Source organism: Variovorax paradoxus, assembly GCF_902712855.1.
In the GTDB taxonomy this organism is placed as follows: domain Bacteria; phylum Pseudomonadota; class Gammaproteobacteria; order Burkholderiales; family Burkholderiaceae_C; genus Variovorax; species Variovorax paradoxus_Q.
The window spans coordinates 5,327,686-5,347,050 of the sequence record NZ_LR743507.1 but is presented as its reverse complement, the minus strand read 5'-3'; the positions used below and the strand labels follow the sequence as shown (position 1 = coordinate 5,347,050).

The 19,365-nt window shown below is 67.4% G+C and carries 21 protein-coding genes and 1 riboswitch; of the genes, 13 read left to right on the top strand and 8 right to left on the bottom strand.

From position 1 onward, the window contains the following. Positions 1 to 9: 9 nt before the first annotated feature. Positions 10 to 1,464 (top strand): dihydropyrimidinase, encoded by a 1,455-nt coding sequence (gene hydA / locus AACL56_RS25405; RefSeq protein ID WP_339092561.1) that lies wholly within the window; start codon positions 10 to 12, stop codon positions 1,462 to 1,464. A gap of 70 nt (positions 1,465 to 1,534) precedes the next feature. Beyond that, positions 1,535 to 2,221 (top strand): GntR family transcriptional regulator, encoded by a 687-nt coding sequence (locus AACL56_RS25400; RefSeq protein ID WP_339092560.1) that lies wholly within the window; start codon positions 1,535 to 1,537, stop codon positions 2,219 to 2,221. A 20-nt stretch (positions 2,222 to 2,241) separates the two neighbouring features. Here AACL56_RS25400 and AACL56_RS25395 read toward each other — a convergent pair whose 3' ends face one another. The 3 genes from AACL56_RS25395 to AACL56_RS25385 form a co-directional block, all read right to left on the bottom strand. After that, positions 2,242 to 3,162, bottom strand: coding sequence for an alpha/beta fold hydrolase (locus tag AACL56_RS25395; protein ID WP_339092559.1), 921 nt, complete (start codon positions 3,160 to 3,162; stop codon positions 2,242 to 2,244). A gap of 16 nt (positions 3,163 to 3,178) precedes the next feature. Beyond that, positions 3,179 to 3,685: a TIGR01841 family phasin gene (gene phaP / locus AACL56_RS25390; protein WP_339092558.1), complete on the bottom strand. Its 507-nt coding sequence runs from the start codon at positions 3,683 to 3,685 to the stop codon at positions 3,179 to 3,181. A gap of 170 nt (positions 3,686 to 3,855) precedes the next feature. Then, on the bottom strand, positions 3,856 to 4,503 hold the full coding sequence (locus AACL56_RS25385; protein WP_339092557.1) for a hypothetical protein: 648 nt from the start codon (positions 4,501 to 4,503) through the stop codon (positions 3,856 to 3,858). Positions 4,504 to 4,700: 197 nt separating this feature from the next. Next, positions 4,701 to 4,769: riboswitch (S-adenosyl-L-homocysteine riboswitch) on the top strand. Positions 4,770 to 4,831: 62 nt separating this feature from the next. On the opposite strand from AACL56_RS25385, the gene ahcY reads away from it, so the two are divergent. The 4 genes from ahcY (at position 4,832) to AACL56_RS25365 (ending at position 8,605) form a co-directional block, all read left to right on the top strand. Beyond that, positions 4,832 to 6,271 carry an adenosylhomocysteinase gene (gene ahcY / locus AACL56_RS25380; RefSeq protein WP_339092556.1) on the top strand — a complete coding sequence of 480 codons (1,440 nt, stop codon included), beginning with the start codon at positions 4,832 to 4,834 and terminating at the stop codon, positions 6,269 to 6,271. Between the two features lie 7 nt (positions 6,272 to 6,278). Next, positions 6,279 to 7,070 (top strand): TlyA family RNA methyltransferase, encoded by a 792-nt coding sequence (locus tag AACL56_RS25375; protein WP_339092555.1) that lies wholly within the window; start codon positions 6,279 to 6,281, stop codon positions 7,068 to 7,070. Between the two features lie 9 nt (positions 7,071 to 7,079). Then, the gene (gene metF, locus AACL56_RS25370; protein ID WP_339092554.1) at positions 7,080 to 7,904 is read left to right on the top strand and encodes a methylenetetrahydrofolate reductase [NAD(P)H]; all 825 of its coding nucleotides are present in this window, start codon (positions 7,080 to 7,082) and stop codon (positions 7,902 to 7,904) included. A 92-nt stretch (positions 7,905 to 7,996) separates the two neighbouring features. Beyond that, the gene (locus tag AACL56_RS25365; RefSeq protein WP_339092553.1) at positions 7,997 to 8,605 is read left to right on the top strand and encodes a septal ring lytic transglycosylase RlpA family protein; all 609 of its coding nucleotides are present in this window, start codon (positions 7,997 to 7,999) and stop codon (positions 8,603 to 8,605) included. Positions 8,606 to 8,632: 27 nt separating this feature from the next. Here the strand turns inward: AACL56_RS25365 and AACL56_RS25360 are convergent, their stop codons facing one another. After that, positions 8,633 to 9,586 (bottom strand): 23S rRNA (adenine(2030)-N(6))-methyltransferase RlmJ, encoded by a 954-nt coding sequence (locus tag AACL56_RS25360; protein WP_339092552.1) that lies wholly within the window; start codon positions 9,584 to 9,586, stop codon positions 8,633 to 8,635. 207 nt (positions 9,587 to 9,793) lie between these two features. Between AACL56_RS25360 and rplM the strand changes: the two genes are divergently transcribed. The 4 genes from rplM (at position 9,794) to mdtD (ending at position 12,757) form a co-directional block, all read left to right on the top strand. Then, positions 9,794 to 10,225 (top strand): 50S ribosomal protein L13, encoded by a 432-nt coding sequence (gene rplM / locus AACL56_RS25355; protein WP_093205810.1) that lies wholly within the window; start codon positions 9,794 to 9,796, stop codon positions 10,223 to 10,225. A gap of 12 nt (positions 10,226 to 10,237) precedes the next feature. After that, complete coding sequence (gene rpsI, locus AACL56_RS25350) at positions 10,238 to 10,630, top strand: 30S ribosomal protein S9 (protein ID WP_062479216.1); 393 nt, start codon at positions 10,238 to 10,240, stop codon at positions 10,628 to 10,630. A gap of 231 nt (positions 10,631 to 10,861) precedes the next feature. Next, complete coding sequence (gene erpA, locus AACL56_RS25345; protein ID WP_007827949.1) at positions 10,862 to 11,227, top strand: iron-sulfur cluster insertion protein ErpA; 366 nt, start codon at positions 10,862 to 10,864, stop codon at positions 11,225 to 11,227. A 93-nt stretch (positions 11,228 to 11,320) separates the two neighbouring features. After that, positions 11,321 to 12,757: a multidrug transporter subunit MdtD gene (gene mdtD, locus AACL56_RS25340; RefSeq protein ID WP_339092551.1), complete on the top strand. Its 1,437-nt coding sequence runs from the start codon at positions 11,321 to 11,323 to the stop codon at positions 12,755 to 12,757. A 10-nt stretch (positions 12,758 to 12,767) separates the two neighbouring features. On the opposite strand, the gene AACL56_RS25335 is transcribed toward mdtD, so the two are convergent. Both AACL56_RS25335 and AACL56_RS25330 read right to left on the bottom strand, forming a co-directional pair. Next, positions 12,768 to 13,892: an anhydro-N-acetylmuramic acid kinase gene (locus tag AACL56_RS25335; protein ID WP_339092550.1), complete on the bottom strand. Its 1,125-nt coding sequence runs from the start codon at positions 13,890 to 13,892 to the stop codon at positions 12,768 to 12,770. 35 nt (positions 13,893 to 13,927) lie between these two features. After that, positions 13,928 to 15,274, bottom strand: coding sequence for a M23 family metallopeptidase (locus AACL56_RS25330; RefSeq protein WP_339092549.1), 1,347 nt, complete (start codon positions 15,272 to 15,274; stop codon positions 13,928 to 13,930). Positions 15,275 to 15,434: 160 nt separating this feature from the next. Here AACL56_RS25330 and tyrS point away from each other — a divergent pair, with 160 nt between their 5' ends. Next, on the top strand, positions 15,435 to 16,667 hold the full coding sequence (tyrS, locus tag AACL56_RS25325) for a tyrosine--tRNA ligase (RefSeq protein WP_339092548.1): 1,233 nt from the start codon (positions 15,435 to 15,437) through the stop codon (positions 16,665 to 16,667). A gap of 28 nt (positions 16,668 to 16,695) precedes the next feature. On the opposite strand, the gene AACL56_RS25320 is transcribed toward tyrS, so the two are convergent. Continuing rightward, a complete protein-coding gene (locus tag AACL56_RS25320; protein WP_339092547.1) occupies positions 16,696 to 17,310 on the bottom strand; it encodes an OmpA family protein in 615 nt (204 codons plus the stop codon). Beyond that, positions 17,307 to 17,849: a FecR family protein gene (locus AACL56_RS25315; RefSeq protein WP_339092545.1), complete on the bottom strand. Its 543-nt coding sequence runs from the start codon at positions 17,847 to 17,849 to the stop codon at positions 17,307 to 17,309. The genes AACL56_RS25320 and AACL56_RS25315 overlap by 4 nt, the downstream gene beginning before the upstream one ends. Before the next feature lie 156 nt (positions 17,850 to 18,005). Between AACL56_RS25315 and AACL56_RS25310 the strand changes: the two genes are divergently transcribed. Next, positions 18,006 to 18,923, top strand: coding sequence for a cation diffusion facilitator family transporter (locus AACL56_RS25310; protein ID WP_339092544.1), 918 nt, complete (start codon positions 18,006 to 18,008; stop codon positions 18,921 to 18,923). Further along, the gene (dtd, locus tag AACL56_RS25305) at positions 18,920 to 19,363 is read left to right on the top strand and encodes a D-aminoacyl-tRNA deacylase (RefSeq protein ID WP_339092543.1); all 444 of its coding nucleotides are present in this window, start codon (positions 18,920 to 18,922) and stop codon (positions 19,361 to 19,363) included. Before AACL56_RS25310 ends, dtd begins: the two co-directional genes overlap by 4 nt. Positions 19,364 to 19,365 lie beyond the last annotated feature (2 nt).

The following is a 19,365-nucleotide window of genomic DNA, read 5'->3' as shown; positions in this document are numbered from 1 at the left end:
GAAAGCCCCATGAGCACCTACGACCTGATCCTGCGCAACGCCGACATCGCCACCGCGGGCGACCGCTACACCGCCGACATCGGCGTGCGCGGCGGGCGAATCTGCGCCATTGCGCAAGGCCTCGACGCGAGCGCCGACCGCGAGATCGATGCACGCGGCCGGCTGGTCACGCCCGGCGGCGTGGACGGCCACTGCCACTTCGACCAGCCCACCAGCGACGGCTCGCGCTTCGCGGACGACTTCCTCACCGGCACGCGCTCCGCGGCCTGCGGCGGCACCACCACCGTGCTGCCCTTCGCCGCGCAGCAGAAGGGCCACAGCATCCAGGAGGCGGTGGACGACTACCACCGCCGCGCCGAGGGCAAGGCCGTGATCGACTACGCCTTCCACCTGATCGTGGCCGATGCCACGCGCGACGTGACGCAGCGCGAGCTGCCCGCTCTGATCGAGAAGGGCTATACCTCCTTCAAGATCTACATGACCTACGACGACCTGAAGCTGGACGACCGCCAGATCATCGAGGTGCTGGCCACCGCGCGGCGCCACGGCGCGATGACGATGATCCACGCCGAAAACAGCGACTGCATCGCCTGGCTCACCGAGCAGCTGCTCGACGCCGGCCTCACCGCGCCGCGCTACCACAGCAGCTCGCGGCCGATGGCGGTCGAGCGCGAGGCCACGCACCGCGCCATCGCACTGGCGGAACTCATCGACACGCCGATCCTGATCGTGCACGTGTCGGGCCGCGAGGCCGTCGAGCAGATCCACTGGGCGCGCGGCCGCGGACTGCCGATCCATGCGGAGACCTGCCCGCAATACCTGTTCCTGAGCGCCGAGGACCTGGGCATCGACCCGGACGATCCGATGCACGGCGCGCGCTGCATCTGCAGCCCGCCGCCGCGCGACAAGGCGAACCAGCAGTTCATCTGGAACGGGCTGTCGAGCGGGCTCTTCACCATCTTCTCGTCCGACCACGCACCGTTCAACATGGGCGGCAGCGACGGCAAGCGCGTGGCCGGTGACGAGGCCTCGTTCGACCGCATCCCCAACGGCATTCCCGGCGTGGAAACCCGCCTGCCGCTGCTCATGAGCGAGGGCGTGCTCCAGGGGCGCATCGACATCCACCGTTTCGTCGAACTCACCGCCACCAACCCGGCGCGCCTGTACGGCCTGTACCCGCGCAAGGGCACCATCGCGGTGGGCAGTGACGCCGACTTCGTGGTGTGGGACGTGTTCGCCAAGGGGCAGGAGAAGCGCCTCACCAACGACATGCTCCACCACGCCGTCGACTACACGCCGTACGAAGGCATGGCGCTGCGCGCCTGGCCGGGCATCACCGTCTCGCGTGGTCGCGTGGTGTGGGAAGACGGCGAATTCCTGGCCGAACCCGGCTCGGGCCAGTTCCTGCCGTGCCTGCGGCCGCGCGCGCCCAACGACGGCAATCCGCTGGACAAATGGCTCTGAAGCCGCTGTGCCGCGCCTGGGTGCGGCCCTGATAAGCTCACCCGCCCTTGTGGCCCACGCCTTTCCCCGCATGCCCAGCCTTCCCAGCCCCACGCAGCCCGCCACGATCACCATCGCACCCCTGGAGGTGCGGTCCGCCAGCCTGGCCGAGCAGGCCTACGAGCGGCTGCGCACGCTCATCCTCGACCGCCAGATCTCGGCCGGCAGTCCGCTGCAGGAAGCGCGGCTGGCCGAGGACCTGCGCATCTCGCGCACGCCGATGCGCGAGGCGCTCGTGAGGCTCGCCGGCGAAGGGCTGCTGGTGCGGCGCGACGCGCGCTCGTATGCCGTCCGCGCGCTGGGCACCAAGGAATACTTCGATTGCATGCGCGCGCGCGAAGTCATCGAGTGCGAGGCCATCGCGCTGGCCGTCGGCAAGATCACCGACGCCGAGATCGAGGCGCTCGAAGTCGACATCGCCACCCTCGGCGGCGGCGAGCACAGCGAGACCGAGCACTGGCACTTCGACGACCGCTTCCACCTGATGATCGCCAAGGCCAGCGGCAACGTGGTGTTTCCGCGGCTGGTGGAAGAGCTGCGCGTCAATGCGCGGCTGTTCCGCCTGCACAGCCCGTTGCACCGGCAGCCCGAGAACCATGACGAGCACGGCGAGATCATCCGCGCGCTCCATGCGCGCGACGCGGAACGCGCCCGCGTCGCCATGCGCGACCACCTGCGCAGCCTGCAGGACGACGTGCGGCGCGCACTGACCGAGTAGCTCGCCGCGCGCCGGCCCGCTCAGGCGTCCGGGTGCCGTCCTGTGTGCGCCGCGATCGCGCCCACGATCTCCGGCCACATCGGGATCGGCAACGCATGCCCCATGTGCGGAATGCGCAGCAGCGTCGCCCCTGGAATGGCGTCGGCCACGTCGATGCCGCACACCACCGGCACCAGCGGATCGGCGTCGCCGTGGATCACCAGGGTGGGCACGCGCACTGCCGCCAGTGCCGGCTTGCGGTTGCCCGACGCCAGCACCGCCGCGAGCTGTCGCGCGACGCCCGGCGGATTGAGGCCGCGCAGGAAGACCAGTTGCGCGCGCTCGGTGTCCCGCGCCTCGTCCTGCGGAAAGGCCGAGGGCCCGCGCAGCACGCGCCACACCTTGGCGTGGTGCGGCACGTAGGCCTCGAAGGTGGTGGGCGCGGGCGAGAACAGCACGGCCAGCGCCTCGGGCGTCGGCGGCGGCAGGCCGGGCGCGCCGGTCGTCGACATGATGCTGGTGAACGACAGCATCCGGTGCGGATAGTGCACACACATCTCCTGCCCGATGGCGCCGCCCATCGAGGCGCCCACGATGTGCGCGCGGGCGATGCCGAGGGCGTCGAGCAGTCCGGCGCAGTCGGCGGCCATGTCGCGCAGGGTGTAGGGCACGTGCAGCGTCCTGCCGGCCATGGCCTGCTGCATCAGCGCCTGGATGTCGGGCACGCCGAGATGCGTGAGGTAGCTCGAGTGGCCGATGTCGCGGTTGTCGAAGCGGATCACGCGCAGCCCGCCGGCCTCGGCGAGTTGCGCGCAGAACGCGTCGTCCCACGCCACCATCTGGGCGCCGAGGCCCATCACCAGCAGCAACGGCGTCGCGTCCGGGTCGCCGAAGCTGTCCCAGGCCAGTTCCATGCCGTTGGCGTGCGTGCGCCGCTCGACGCGAGGCGGGGCCGCGCTCATGGGTGAGAGCGCCGGCTCACTTGCGCTGCAGCAGCTTGGTGACTTCGTCGACGTTGGCCTGGATGCGCTGGCGCACCACGTCGAACGCATCGGCCTGCGACTTCGCGGCCAGGTTGGCCAGTTCCTTGATGTCGTCGACCGCGCGCTGGAACGACTGGCGCCCGAGTTCGTCGAGCTTGGCCAGGTTCGCCTTCGGGTCCTTGCCCGGCATTTCCTTGGCGGCCGTCTGCCATTCGCCGATGGCCGCCTTGATCATCTCGGTCTGCCGCTGCACCACGGCCTGCAGCCCCTGGTAGGACTTCTCGTTGGCCTGCATCAGCGCCTGCAGGTCCTTGCGGCCGTTGTCGAGCAGCTTGCCGGCACTGCCCGTCAGGTCGAGGTTCTGCAGCCGGTCGGCCATGCCCTTCAGCGGATTGAGCATGTCCGCGGCGTCCGGCATCGCCTTCTTCTCGCTGGCGGTGCTGCTGGTGCTGCTGCTGCTGGAGGTGGTCTTGTGGGCGGCGGCTTTCTTGGCAGTGGCCATGGTGCGGGATCTCCTGTGTCGGGTGAACGGGTGGATGGCTGGGACCGGCCGGACGGCAGAGTCCCTCGCCACGATACGCCGCACAGGCGCGCGCGACATTGCCCCGGCGACAAAAATGCCTGCGGGATTTCCCTTGGCCGCCCGGAGATCCAGATTCGCCTGCTTTCGCCTTACATCGGTGGCGCGAAGCCGTTGCGTCCGGCCGTCACCCGCAGCGCAGTGGGCGTGCCGTTCTTCTCCTGCGCGCTGATCATCACGCGGGCGCCGGGGACCAGCAGCGCATCGGTGCCGGGGCGGAAGGTGACCACCGGCACGTCCGGCGGCACCACGACCGTCTTCTCTCCGCCCTTGTAGGTCAGCCGGAGCTGCTGCCCGCCGCGCACCGACTTCGGCGCCGCGGCCAGGTCGGCCACCGTCGCATTGGTCATGGTGCTGTCCGGCAGGAGGTCCCACGGCCGGTGGCCTTCGCCGGTGCCGCGGGCGGCCTCGGGGAACACCACCACCTCGAGCGCCTTCTGCGTGCCGTCGGGCTGCGGCATGGCGGCGGTGCCGATGAAGCTGCCGCGCTTGATGTCGGACAGCTTGATGCGGTAGACCTCCGACACCGGCATGTCGGCCGGCCGCGCCAGCGAGACGACCTCGCCGCCGCGGTCCTGCACCACGAGGGTGCCGGCGTCGACGCGGACGATGGTGCCGCGGATGCGCACCGTGTCCGCCCCCTGGGCGGCCGCGATGCCCGGCAGGGCGGCAGCGCCGGCGCACAGCACGGCTGCGGCGGCGAGCAGGGTGCGCGGAGCGCGGAAAAGGGTGTTCGGCATGGCGGTGTCGGGCTCGGGTGGAAGGTCCGGCCAATGTACGCCGGGGCGCCGGATCGTGCACACGGCCGACTTACGGGGAAATGAGCAAGGCCGCATGCCGGCGATGAGGATCGCCGCCCGGCCGGGGGCAGCACCGCGTCCCAGGCGCCAGCCAAACCCCCTGCGTTGGCGTTCGCCGGAGGGCCGTCTACAATCGCGGTTCCGAGGAGCGTTGCAGCGCCATCAGGCGTGAGGCTCGGACCACATCGCAACCACGCTCACCCGCTGTTCTCGCGGTGAGTTTTTCCCCGTACGCAGTGGCATCTTTCAAACCAGTTTTGGAGTTCTCATGAGCGCTGTTCTCAAGCCCAACCCCGTTTCGACCGCCGACCAGGCGATCGCCGACCTGTCCCTTGCCGCCTGGGGCCGCAAGGAAATCCGCATCGCCGAGACCGAGATGCCCGGCCTGATGGCCATCCGCGAAGAGTTCGCCAAGGGCCAGGCGCTCAAGGGCGCCCGCATCACCGGCTCGCTGCACATGACCATCCAGACGGCCGTGCTGATCGAGACGCTGCAAGCGCTGGGCGCCGAAGTGCGCTGGGCGTCGTGCAACATCTTCTCGACGCAGGACCACGCCGCTGCCGCCATCGCCGAAAAGGGCACCCCGGTGTTCGCCATCAAGGGCGAGTCGCTCAAGGACTACTGGGACTACACCCACGCCATCTTCGACTTCGGCCCCAAGGGTTCGAAGGGCGAAGGCCCGAACATGATCCTGGACGACGGCGGCGACGCCACGCTGCTGATGCACCTGGGCCAGCGCGCCGAGAAGGACCAGTCGGTGCTCGCCAACCCGACCAGCGAAGAAGAACGCATCCTGTTCGCCGCCATCAAGGCCAAGCTGGCCGTGGACGACACCTGGTACACCCGCAAGTCGGCCGAGATCATCGGCGTGACCGAGGAAACGACCACCGGCGTGCACCGCCTGAACGAAATGTCGGCGAAGGGCACGCTGCTGTTCCGCGCCATCAACGTGAACGACTCGGTCACCAAGAGCAAGTTCGACAACCTGTACGGCTGCCGTGAATCGCTGGTGGACGGCATCAAGCGCGCCACCGACGTGATGATCGCCGGCAAGGTGGCGCTCGTGGCCGGCTACGGCGACGTGGGCAAGGGCTCGGCCCAGGCACTGCGCGCACTGAGCGCCCAGGTGTGGGTCACCGAAATCGACCCGATCAACGCCCTGCAGGCCGCGATGGAAGGCTACAAGGTCGTGACGATGGAATACGCTGCCGACAAGGCCGACATCTTCGTGACCACCACCGGCAACAAGGACGTCATCACGCACGACACCATGGTCAAGATGAAGGACCAGGCCATCGTGTGCAACATCGGCCACTTCGACAACGAGATCGACGTCGCGTCGATCGAGAAGTACGAATGGGAAGAGATCAAGCCGCAGGTCGACCACATCACCTTCCCGGACGGCAAGAAGATCATCCTGCTGGCCAAGGGCCGCCTCGTGAACCTGGGCTGCGGCACGGGCCACCCCAGCTTCGTGATGTCGTCGTCGTTCGCCAACCAGACCATCGCCCAGATCGAGCTGTTCACCAAGCCTGATGCTTACCAGGCCGGCAAGGTCTACGTGCTGCCCAAGCACCTGGACGAGAAGGTTGCGCGCCTGCACCTGAAGAAGGTCGGCGCGATGCTCACCGAGCTGACCGACGCACAGGCCGCCTACATCGGCGTGAACAAGAACGGCCCCTACAAGCCGGACACGTACCGCTACTGATCCGCGCATGCGCGCAGATCAACTGCTGGTGGAACGCGGCCTCGCCGCGTCGCGTTCGCAGGCCGTGCGGCTCATCGCCGGCGGCATGCGCTGGCGCGACGCGGGCACGAGCGACGCGTGGCGCTCTGTCGTCAAGAACAAGGACGAAGTGCCCGAGACCGCCGAGCTCGAGCTCGACGACGCGGCCGAGGCACGCTATGTGTCGCGCGGCGGGCTGAAGCTCGAAGGGGCGCTGGCGGTGAGCGGTGTCGATCCCGCCGGCAAGCTGTGCCTCGACGTGGGCCAGTCGACGGGCGGCTTCACCGACTGCCTGCTGCAACGCGGTGCCGCGAAAGTGGTGGGCGTCGATGTCGGCCACGGGCAGCTGCATGCGAAGCTGCGCGAGGACGAGCGCGTGGTCGCCATCGAGGGCGTCAACGCGCGGGCGCTGTCGGCGGACGATCTGCAGGAAGAAGGCGAGGAGCCCTTCGAGGCCCGCTTCGACCTCATCGTCGGTGACCTGTCGTTCATTTCGCTCACGCTGGTGCTGCCGGCCGTGGTCGAGTTCCTGGCCGACGGCGGACAGTTGCTGATGCTGGTCAAGCCGCAGTTCGAGCTGCAGCCCGGCCAAGTCGGCAAGGGCGGCATCGTGCGCGACGCATCGATGTATGCGGTGGTCGAGAAGCGCCTGCACGACGCCTGCGCGGCGCTCGGGCTGAAGGTGCTGTGCTGGTTCGACAGCCCGATCGCCGGGGGCGACGGCAACCGCGAGTTTTTCATTCACGCCGTTCGTGCTGCCAAGGCGAACGACGCTTCCTAGGAGACGCACGTGCGCCTTCCGTTGAGTTTCGAATTCTTCCCGACCAAGACGCCCGAAGGCGCGGTCAAGCTGCGCGCGGCGCGCCAGCAGCTGTACGCGCGCAAGCCGCAGTTCTGCTCGGTCACGTACGGCGCGGGCGGCTCCACGCACCAGGGCACTTTCGATGCGGTTCAGGAGATCCTGTCCGAAGGCGTGGACGCGGCCAGCCACTTCTCGTGCATCGGCGCCACGCGCGCCACCGTGCGCGAGCAGCTCGCCGAGCTCAAGGCCATGGGCGTCAAGCGCCTGGTGGCGCTGCGCGGCGACCTGCCGAGCGGCTACGGCATCGGTGGCGAGTTCGTGTACGCGAGCGACCTGGTCGCCTTCATCCGTGAAGAGACCGGCCGCGACTTCCACATCGAGGTGGCGTGCTACCCCGAGATCCACCCGCAGGCCCGCTCGCCCGAAGCCGACCTGCAGGCCTTTGCGACCAAGGTGAAGGCGGGTGCCGACTCTGCGATCACGCAGTACTTCTTCAGCCCCGAGGCCTACTTCCGCTTCGTCGACGAAGCGCGCAAGCTGGGGCTCGACGCGCCGATCGTGCCGGGCATCATGCCCATCACGAGCTCGACGCAGCTCATGCGCTTCTCGGACGCCTGCGGCGCCGAGATCCCGCGCTGGATCCGCCTGCGGCTGCAGGGCTTCGGCGACGACACGGCGTCGATCAAGTCCTTCGGGCTCGACGTGGTCACGGAGCTGTGCACGCGGCTGCAGGAAGGTGGCGCGCCGGCGCTGCACTTCTACACGATGAACCAGTCGGCGGCCACGCTGGCTGTACTGGAGCGCCTCGATTGAGAGGGGGGCGTGCGGCGCTGGCGCCCGATTCGCTGCGAGTGGGGCTTCGTTTGGTCCTCGTCGCGGCCGGTTGCGCGCTTGCAGGCTGCGCGATGCCTCCGGCCGGCGACGGCAGCAAGCTCCAGCCGCTGCCACGCGCCATGGCGGTGCCGCCGGGCGCTGCACCGCGCTCGAGCGTGCCCTCTGTGCGCTATGACCTCGCGGTGTCCGGCTCGGGCGAACTGTCGCCCGACGACGGCGTGCCCGGCGACGACGGCCCGCGCGAGGTGTTCGAGCGCGGCGGTGCGTCGTGGTACGGCATCCAGTTCCATCAGCGCAAGACCGCCAGCGGCGAGCGCTTCGACATGACCGCCATGACGGCGGCCCACAAGACCCTGCCCTTCAACACGCGCGTGTGCGTGCGCAGCCTCGTCAACGGCAGCGAGGTGCTGGTTCGCATCAACGACCGCGGCCCCTATGCGCTGGGCCGTGTGATCGACCTGAGCCGCGCGGCGGCGGACCGCATCGGCCTGACCGGCCTCGGCATCAAGCAGGTGGCGCTGACGGTGGTCGACCGCGACGGCATGCGTTGCGGCGGCCTGCCGGTGGAGGCGGGCGACGCGCAGGCACCGGTGGCGGCTGCCGAATCGCCGAAACAGCGCGCGCGGGTTCAGGTTCCGGCGCGCCGCAAGGTGATCGTGCCGGCCCGTCGCCGCAAGTGAACGGGCAACGCGGCGGGGGCGAAAGGCTCAGCCGCCCGATTCGAGCGAGAAGGCGGCGTTGCGGTCCTGGCCCAGCCGTTCCACCAGCTGCGGCAGCGCATCCGCAAGCAGCGGCTTCAGCGTGTAGGGCGGGTTGATCAGGAACATGCCGCTGGCCGGCAGGCCGGGACGCTGCGTGGCGCCCGATGCCGCATCCTTGGTGATCTTGCTCGACTTGACCGTCAGCGTGGCATGCAGCCACGACTTTCCGGCCTTGGTCGCCATCGTCTTGAGGCGGCGCGGCAGGTCGTGCGCCTCGGGGCGGGGAATGATCGGATACCAGACCGCGTAGGTGCCGGTGGCGAAACGCTTGAGCGCCTCGGCCGCGAAGTCGAGCACGCGGCCGTAATCGGTCTTCATCTCGTAGCTCGGGTCCATCAGCACCAGCGCGCGCCGCGACGGCGGCGGCAGGAACTTGGTGGCGCTGCCGAAGCCGTCTTCATTGAGTACGGCGATCTGGCGGCCGGCCTCGAGCTGGGCGATGTTGGCGTTCAGCGTGCGGCCGTCGGTCGGATGCAGTTCGAACAGCTTGAGCTTGTCATGGTCGCGCAGCAGATGCTGCACGATGAACGGCGAGCCGGGGTAGACGCGTGCCCCGCCGTTGGGGTTGAAGTCGTGGATCACCTCCAGGTAGCGCGCAATGGCGTCGGCGACCGGGGTTTCAGCTTCAGGCGCTACTTTTTTGGTAGCGGACTTTGCAGCAGGGGCAGGCGCACTGGGCGCTTTCTTGCCTGAAAGAAGGCGCAGGATGCCCTCGGCCGCTTCGCCGCTGGTGCCGGCGTAGTCGCCGTCGAGGCGGTACAGGCCGGCGCCGGCGTGGGTGTCGACCACCGTGAGCGCTGCCTCTTTTTCGAGCAGATGGTCGAGGGTGGCAATCAGCACCGTGTGCTTGAGCACGTCGGCGTGGTTGCCGGCATGGAACGCGTGGCGGTAACTGAACATAGGGGGTGGATGGTAACGGTGTTGGCTGCCGCGTAGGCAAATTTGCCAGCCTGAGGCCATTCTTCATATAATCGCGGGCTTCGCAGCGTTTTTGTGGCCCCGCGGCGAAGAGGCCTCACAGCCGACATCCCACCTAAGAGATTCCCGTCAGAGGAACGCCGACCGTGGAAAAGGGCCCGCCAAACCCTCTTTTCAAGAGAAAAACTCATGACCAAAACGTTCAGCGCCAAGCCCGCTGACGTGACGCACGAGTGGTTTGTGATTGACGCGACCGACAAGGTCCTCGGACGAGTAGCCAGCGAAGTTGCTCTCCGTTTGCGCGGCAAACACAAGGCCATTTACACGCCTCACGTCGATACCGGTGACTTCATCGTCATCATCAACGCATCGCAACTCCGTGTGACCGGCGCCAAGTCGATCGACAAGGTGTACTACCGTCACTCGGGCTACCCGGGCGGTATCACGGCCACGAACTTCCGCGACATGCAGAACAAGCATCCGGGCCGCGCCCTGGAAAAGGCTGTCAAGGGCATGCTGCCCAAGGGCCCGCTCGGTTACGCAATGATCAAGAAACTCAAGGTGTACGGTGGCGCAGAGCACCCGCATACCGCCCAACAGCCCAAAGTGCTGGAACTGTAAGGAGCCTTGAGAATGATTGGTGAATGGAACAATGGCACCGGCCGTCGCAAATCCAGCGTCGCCCGCGTGTTTCTGAAAAAGGGCACCGGCAAGATCACGGTCAACGGCAAGGACATCCAAGCGTTCTTCGGCCGCGAAACCTCGATCATGATCGCGAAGCAACCCCTGGCGCTGACCAACAACCTCGAAGCTTTCGACGTAATGGTCAACGTGAACGGCGGCGGCGAATCGGGTCAGGCTGGCGCCACGCGCCACGGCATCACCCGTGCCCTGATCGACTACGACGCTTCGCTCAAGCCCGTGCTGAGCCAGGCCGGCTTCGTGACGCGCGATGCGCGTGAAGTCGAACGTAAGAAGGTCGGTCTTCACTCCGCCCGTCGTCGCAAGCAGTTCAGCAAGCGCTGATCTGTTCACTGCGAACGCAAAGCCGCCTTCGGGCGGCTTTTTCATTGCAAGTGCGTCTTCGAGCCACGGTTTTGCTGGAAGGCCCATGTTTGGGCGAATTCTTCGTTGCCAAACCGGCCTTCGACCCCACTTGCGTTGGGGTGCACACCACACCCCGCCTGCCGAAACTGCGGCATTGCAGTAGCATTGGTTCCATTGGCCGCATGTACGGCCCCAAGGAGTGATTCCCCCATGAGCGCCGTAGCCGAAAACATCCAGACCCAGATGCCAGAGCCCATCGTCTTCACCGACAGTGCGGCAGCCAAGGTCGCCGACCTGATCGCCGAAGAAGGCAATCCCGACCTCAAGCTGCGCGTGTTCGTGCAGGGTGGCGGGTGCTCCGGCTTCCAGTATGGTTTCACGTTCGACGAAATCACGAACGAAGACGACACCACCATGACCAAGAATGGCGTGTCGCTGCTGATCGACGCCATGAGCTACCAGTACCTGGTCGGCGCCGAGATCGACTACAAGGAAGACCTGCAAGGCGCCCAGTTCGTCATCAAGAACCCGAACGCCACCAGCACCTGCGGCTGCGGATCGAGCTTCTCGGCCTGATGCCTGGATGCTGCTGACCCAGCTTCCTCCCCAAAGCCGCCTCCGGGCGGCTTTTTCGTTCCCGCTTCCTTCATTTTGTCCGTGACACCGCCCATGACCGCTGCCGAGGCCGAGACCGCCGTCGACCCCGTTCGCAAAAGCCTCCTGTGGCTCGTCGCCGTCGGCTTCTTCATGCAGACGCTCGATGCCACCATCATCAACACCGCGTTGCCGGCGATGGCCGCGAGCCTCGGAGAAAGTCCGCTGCGCATGCAGTCCGTGGTCGTGGCCTACGCGCTCACCATGGCGATGCTGATCCCCGCTTCCGGCTGGATCGCCGACCGCTTCGGCACGCGCCGCATCTTCTTCGCCGCCATCGTGCTGTTCGCCGTGGGGTCCGTTCTCTGCGCGCTGTCGCACGGGCTGGGCCAACTGGTGGCGGCGCGGGTGGTTCAAGGCCTGGGCGGGGCACTGCTGCTGCCCGTGGGACGGCTGGCGCTGCTGCGCACGGTGCCGCGCGGGGAGTTCCTGCAGGCGATGAGCTTCGTGGCCATCCCTGGCCTCATCGGCCCTCTCCTGGGGCCGACGCTGGGCGGCTGGCTTGTCCAGTACGCCTCCTGGCACTGGATCTTCCTGATCAACGTGCCGGTCGGCCTCCTCGGTTGCCTGGCCACGCTCAAGTACATGCCCGACCTGCGCGGCGTGGTGCAGAAGCGCTTCGACAGCGTCGGCTACGCGATGCTGGCCTTCGGGATGGTGACGGTCTCCCTGGCGCTCGACGGCGTGTCCGAGCTGGGTCTGCGCCAGGGCGGTGTCATGGTCGTGCTGATCTTCGGTTTCGCCAGCATCGTCGCGTACTGGCTGCGCGCCTCGCGCACTCCGGAACCGCTGTTCGCGCCGTCGCTGTTCCACGTCCCGACGCTGAGCATCGGGCTGATCGGAAACCTGTTCTCGCGCCTGGGCAGCAGCTGCATGCCGTTTCTGGTGCCTCTGCTGCTGCAGGTCTCGATGGGCTATTCGCCGGTGCGCGCCGGCCTGATGATGCTGCCGATCGCGCTGGCCGGCATGGCCATGAAGCGTGTCGCCACGCCGCTGATCACGCGCTACGGCTACCGCCGCGTGCTGGTTGTCAACACGATCCTCGTCGGTTGCACCATGGCCAGCTTCGGTCTTACGGCGCCTGGCCAGCCGATGGCGTTGCACCTGGCGCAACTGCTGGCGTTCGGCGCAGTGAATTCGCTGCAATTCACCGCCATGAACACCATCACGCTGAAGGATCTCGACGGCAGCATGGCGAGCAGCGGCAACAGCCTGCTGTCGATGGTGCAGATGTTGGCGATGAGCCTGGGTGTTGCCGCCGCGGGTGCCGTGCTCGCGGGCTACAACGGCATCTTCGGTGCCGACACGGCGCTCCACACGTTGAGCGCCTTCCAGGCGACCTTTGCCAGCATGGGACTCATCACGGTGGCTTCAGCGTTGATCTTCTGGCATCTGCCCTCGGAGGCTCGCGCTGCGCACCCGGCACAGCCGGAGGTTTCAGGCCAAGGGTGAGCGGGGACGCTCAGGCAGGATAGATGGCACCCAGCACTCTCGCGCCGCGCGCGCCGGTCACGCTCGCGAGGTTGCCTGGTTCCCGCCGAATGGTCGCGCGAGCCAGCCATGCAAAAGCCGCCGCTTCGACCTGCTGGGGCGGCAGGCCATGCGCGTTCGATGCGTCCACGGTCACGCCGGGCAGCAGTGCGCGCAGGCGGCTGAGCAGGTGGCCGTTCAGTGCGCCACCGCCGCAGACGATCAGCAGTTTGCTATCGTTTCCGTAGCGTGAAACGTCCGCTGCGCAAGCGTGAGCGGTCAATTCGGTCAATGTCGCCTGCACGTCGGCCGGGTCTGTTGCCGTGGTCCCGAGCTGCGCGGCGAGCCAGGTCGGGTTGAACAGGTCGCGTCCGGTGCTCTTGGGTGGCGCCTTCGCGAAGTACGGGTCGACCAGCAACCGGGCGAGCAGTTCGGGCAGGACCTGCCCGCTTGCCGCCCATTGGCCACCGCGGTCGAAGGGCTGGCCCCGGTAGGTCTGGCACCAGTGGTCCATCAGCGCATTGCCCGGGCCGCAATCGAAACCGAGCACGATCGCGCCAGCAGGCGCGTTGGCGGGCGGCAGCAGGCTCAGGTTGGAGATGCCTCCAATGTTCAGCACGGCAACGGTTTCGTCGGGCCGCGCGAACAGGGCACTGTGGAACGCCGGCACCAGCGGCGCGCCCTGGCCGCCGGCCGCGAGATCGCGGCTGCGGAAGTCGCCGACCACGTCGATGCCGGTCAGTTCGGCCAGCAGCGAGGGGTTGTCGAGCTGGAGGGTGTAGCCGACTTCGTCGAATTCGAGCGGCCGGTGGCGCACGGTCTGGCCGTGGGCGCCGATGGCGGCGACGGCGCCGGCGTCGGTGCCGCTGTCCGCCAGCAGTTGCCGGACCACGCCGGCGTACGCGCGGGCCAGGCCGTTGCCGGCCAGTGCGGCGCGGTGAAGTTCGTTGTCGCCGGGCGTGTTCAGCGCGAGCAGTTCGCCGCGCAGCGCCACAGGAAACTGGGCCGTGGCGTAGGACTTCACCGCGATGCGGCCGTCCGAAAAATCGGCGAGCACCCCGTCCACGCCGTCGAGCGAGGTGCCCGACATCAGGCCGATGAAAAGATCGGCGGCCATCCCAGGATCAGGTCGGGGGAACGGGCCGCGCGAACTCAGTCAGCGCTGGCCTGGACGACCGAGAACGCGGCCGCCAGTTCGGTGCGCGCGCCGACGGCGATGCGTTCGAACGCAGGACGAAGGGCCGCCGTGATCGGGGCGCCACCTTCCTGCGCGATGGAGGCCGGATCCTGGTAGACGCCGCCCACGCGGAACTCGAAGTGCAGGTGAGGGCCGGTCGCCCAGCCGGTGGAGCCCACCGCGCCGATGGCCTGGCCCTGGCTGATGCTCTGGCCGGCCTTGACGTCGATGCGGCTCAGGTGCGCATACGCCGTCTGCTGGTTGTTGCGGTGGTTGATGATGATGATGTTGCCGTAGCCGTTCTGCGTACCGGCGAAATCGACCGTGCCGTCGCCGACCGATCGCACCGACGTGCCGGTGGGGGCTGCGTAGTCGATGCCGTTGTGCTGGCGCCAGCTGTTCAGGATCGGATGCATGCGCATCGCGAAGCCGCTGGACACGCGCGAGAACTCGACCGGCGTAGCCAGGTAGGCCTTGCGCAGGCTGTCGCCGTTCGGGCGGTAGTAGCTTCCCTTCTGGCCCGCGCCCGGAGGCTGGAACCAGACGGCCTGATGGATGCGGCCGTTGTTCTCGAACTCGGCCGAGAGCACGCGGCCACTGCGCAGCGCCTGTCCGTCTGCTTCGAAGGTTTCGTAGACCACGGCGAAGCGGTCGCCCTTGCGCAGGGCGCGAACGTCGACGTCGCCCGCGAAGATGTCGGCCAGCTGGCTGGCCACCGCGTCGGGGATCCGCGAGTCGTCGGTGGCGGCGAACAGCGAGGTGCGGATGGTGCCGCTCGCCAGGCGCGTGCCCGGCGTCAGCGCGTCGCGCTCGGTCGCGCCGGCAAAGCCGGTGGCCGTGCGCTCGATGACGAAACGCTTGAAGCCGCCGTCTCCGTCGGGAATCCAGCGGGCGCTGAGCTTCTTGAGCTGGTTTTCCTGCGTGGCTTCGGCGGTGACGGTGCGGCCGGCGCGGGAGAAGAGGGCGTTGCGCGCTTCCGCATTGCTGCGCACGAAGGCTGTGGCGGCCGGGTCGGTGATGCCGAGGCGCTTCAGGAGGGCCTCGGCGGTGTCGCTGGAGCGCGTGATGTCGGTGCGGAACAGCGTGAAGCTGAAGTTCTCGAGCGACTGGCTCTGGTCGGCGAACGACACGGGTGCCGTCGCTTCGAGGATCTGATGGACCGGGAGGTCGGATGCATCCGGACCCAGCGAGGCCACCGCGAGGGTGCCGGCGCTCAACAGTGTCGCGGCGATGACTGCCGTGATCTGCTTGGGATAGGTCCGGAAGGTATAGGCCACGCGAGAAGCGAGTAGCTCCTCGGCGGCAAGAATGCCGTTGATCAAACTATGAATTCCAGCTCAGGTTCTGCAAATCCGTTGCTGCAAGGCCCAGTGCGTTCGGGGCGGCAGCAGACGGTGCGGAAGAAGCGCCGCTTAGAATTCGGCGCTTGAAAAGTCGGGCTGAGTATAGCTTCGGCACCCAAAATCTCAGCCAAAAAAGCCCATGAACGCCGAATCTGTTACATCCACGGCCGTCTCGAATAGTGTAGGACGCGCGCTCGAAATCTCCCTCAGAGGTGCTGACGAACTGCTGCCGAAGGACGAATGGGTCCGCAAGTTGCAGCGTTCGGAGGCCACGGGCACGCCCCTTCGCATCAAGCTGGGCCTGGATCCGACAGCACCTGACATCCACATCGGTCACACCGTGGTGCTCAACAAGATGCGCCAGCTGCAAGATCTGGGCCATCGGGTGATTTTTCTGATAGGCGACTTCACCACCACCATCGGCGACCCGTCGGGCCGCAACAGCACCCGCCCGCCGCTGACCCGCGAGCAGATCGAGGCCAACGCCCAGACCTACTACAAGCAGGCCAGCCTGGTGCTGGACCCCGAGAAGACCGAAATCCGCTACAACTCCGAGTGGAGTGACCCGCTGGGCGCACGCGGCATGATCCAGCTGGCTGCCAAGTACACGGTGGCCCGCATGATGGAGCGCGACGACTTCACCAAGCGATTCAAGGCGGGGCAGTCGATTTCGGTGCATGAGTTCCTGTATCCGCTGATGCAGGGCTACGACTCGGTGGCGCTCAAGAGCGACCTCGAGCTGGGCGGGACCGACCAGAAGTTCAACCTGCTCGTCGGCCGGCATCTTCAGCAGGAATATGGCCAGGAGCCGCAGTGCATCCTCACTATGCCGCTGCTGGAAGGTCTTGACGGCGTCGAGAAGATGTCGAAGAGCAAGAACAACTACATCGGCATCAGCGAAGACGCCAACTCCATGTTCGCCAAGGTGCTGTCGATCTCCGACGACCTGATGTGGCGCTGGTACACGCTGCTGAGCTTCCAGTCGCTGGAGCAGATCGCGGCGCTGAAGGCCGAGATCGCCGGCGGCCGCAACCCGAAGGACGCGAAAGTCGCACTGGCCAAGGAAATCACCGCCCGCTTCCACAGCGCGGCAGCGGCGGATGCCGCCGAGCTGGATTTCATCAATCGCAGCAAGGGCGGCGTGCCGGACGAGATTCCCGAGGTGTCGCTGTCGGGTGCGCCGCTGGGTATCGGTCAATTGCTCAAGCAGGCCAACCTGGCGTCGTCGTCGGGTGAAGGCAACCGCCTGATCGACGGCGGTGGCGTGCGCGTGGATTCGGCCGTGGTCAGCGACAAGGCGCTGAAGCTGCCCGCAGGCAGCTACGTGGTGCAGGTCGGCAAGCGCAAGTTCGCGCGCGTCACGCTGAGCTGACGACCCGGCCGGCTGGCCGGGCGCCCGGTCAGCGAACCTCGATGGTCACGCGCCGGTTGCGCGGCTCGTCGACTTCGTCGGCCGTCGGCACGGCCAGTTCGCGCTCGCCGCGGCCCACGGCCTCGATCCGCCTGGCCGGGAACTGGCGCTCCACGAAGAGTTGCGCGACTTCCTGCGCGCGGCGTCGCGACAACTGGTCGTTCTGTTCGCCGTTGCCCTTGGTGTCGGTGTGGCCGGTCACCACGATGTCGCTGCCGCTGCGCGCCAGGGCGGTCGCCAGCGCCTCGTTCATGATCTGCTGCGACGCCGGCGTGAGTGTGGTGCCGCCGAGTTCGAAATACACCGTGTATCGCTGGGGCGGCGGCGGACGCATGTCGAACAGCGGCTTGTTCTCGGCCTGCACCTTGGCCGGATCGGCCTGGTCGACCACCGGGGCGCCGCGCGCACCCACCGGAGCCGTGGCTCGCTGGTAGGGCTGCGACAGCACCTCTTCGCCGTCCTTGGCGCGAACCACCACGGCCGATGGTTTGCCGTCGGCCTGCGGCAACAGCACCACCCGTGTGCCGGGCGTGGAGCAGGCCGCAAGCAGGGCGGCCATGAGCGCTGCAGCCAGGAGGGAACCGATGCGGGATGTGGTCTTCATGGCTGGCCGTCCGCTTGCACGATGAAGTCGGTACCGCGAATGCCGATGGTCGCGGTCTGCGTTTCGACCCGCACTGCGTCCGGGTTCGTCTTGCCGATGAGGCCGGTGATCATGCGCATCGAGCCGCGCAGCAGCGACACCAGCATGCCGCCTTCGTGCGTCGTGCCATCGAAGTGGAATTCCTTCAGGTCCAGCCGCGACGACGGACCGACCACCAGCGTGGTGTCGTCGCGCAGCACGACGGAGGCCGACGAGTCGGGGCCGGTCACGATGCGGTCGACGGCGCCGAGTGCGTCGCCGGGGCTCGCAGTGCGCGTGGCGCCCGAGCCGTTGAGCAATTGCACATTGCCGCGCACCGCCTTCACGAAGCCGGCCTGGAGATCAGGCTTGGCCGAGGTTGCCGGCGCAGCCGCGGCGGGCATCACAGCCGCGGGGGGCGTGGACGGCGCCGGGACTGCAGTGGTCGGGGTCTGGGCTTGCGCCAGCGTGGCCGAGCCCACAATGGCGAGGCCGTAGAAGGCGGTCGATAGTTTGTTCATCATCCGATGGGACTGTGCGCTAAGAATGTTCTGGAATAGTCAAAAATGCTAATCCAAAGGCGTTACATGTGGACACGCAGCTGATAATTCAGTCAATTCCTGCGGCCTTTTACCGCCTTTAGCGTGGGCATGCGCCCGATATTGGACCGATTTCGCATGACGTTCACCCCCAAGACGCTGCTTCGTGTCTCCGTCGCGGTTGCGCTCATCACCATCCTGCTCAAGGGCTATGCCGGCTATTTGACCCATTCGATGGGCCTGATCTCGGACGCCATGGAGTCCTTCGTCAATCTTGCCAGCGCGATGTTCGCACTGGCGATGGTGACCATCGCCGAGCGCCCAGCCGACGACGACCATCCCTATGGCCACCACAAGGCCGAGTATTTCTCCTCCGGCTTCGAAGGCATCCTGATCGTCGGCGCCGCCGTCGCCATCCTCTGGGTCTCGGTGCACCGCCTGCTGTCGCCGCAGCCGCTCGAGCAGTTGGGCTGGGGGCTGACGCTGTCGGTGGTGAGCTCGGGCTTCAACGCCGGCCTGGCGTTCCTGCTCTTCCGAGCGGCGCGCGTGCACCGGTCGATCGCGCTGGAGGCCGATGGGCGCCACCTCATGACGGACGTCTGGACCTCAGCCGCCGTCGTCGTAGGCATCGTCGGCGTGCAACTGAGCGGCTGGCTCTGGCTCGACCCGCTGCTGGCCATCGGCGTGGCGCTCAACATCGTGCGCGAGGGCGTCAAGCTGGTGTGGCGTTCGTCGCAGGGACTGATGGATGAAGCGGTCGACCCGCAGACCCTTGCCACCGTGCGCGCCACCATCGACGCCTTCGCCGCGCGCATGCCCGAGGGCCGGCAACTGCGCTTCGACGACATGGTGACCCGCAGCGCCGGCCAGCGCCGTTTCGCCGACCTGCACATGCACGTGCCCGGCGAGTGGACGCTGCAGCATGCCGCCGACATGCGCGACGACCTCGAGAAGTCGCTCATGAACGCCGTGCCCGGCCTGCGCGTCACCATCCAGCTGCTGCCTCTCACCATGGAAGCCCGCGCCACTCAGGCCGGCGAACACCAACCCCTATGAAAGCCGTACTCCAACGCGTGGCGCATGCGCGCGTCGACATTTCCGGGCGCACCGTCGGCGCCATCGATGCAGGCCTGCTGGTGCTCCTGTGCGCCGAGCGCGGCGACGTCGACGCGCTGGCCGACCGCATGCTCGCCAAGATCCTCAAGCTGCGCATCTTTTCCGACGACGCCGGCAAGATGAACCGCAGCGTGCAGGACATCGGTGGCGGCCTGCTGGTGGTGAGCCAGTTCACGCTGGCGGCCGACGTGAGCGGCGGCAACCGCCCGAGCTTCACCCAGGCCGCGCCGCCCGACGAGGGCCGGCGCCTCTACGAATACTTCGTGGCGCAGGCACGCGCCGCACACCCCGTGGTGGCCACGGGCGAGTTCGGCGCTGACATGAAGGTGCACCTGCTGAACGACGGGCCGGTCACGATCCCGCTGCAGATGACGGCGTAGCC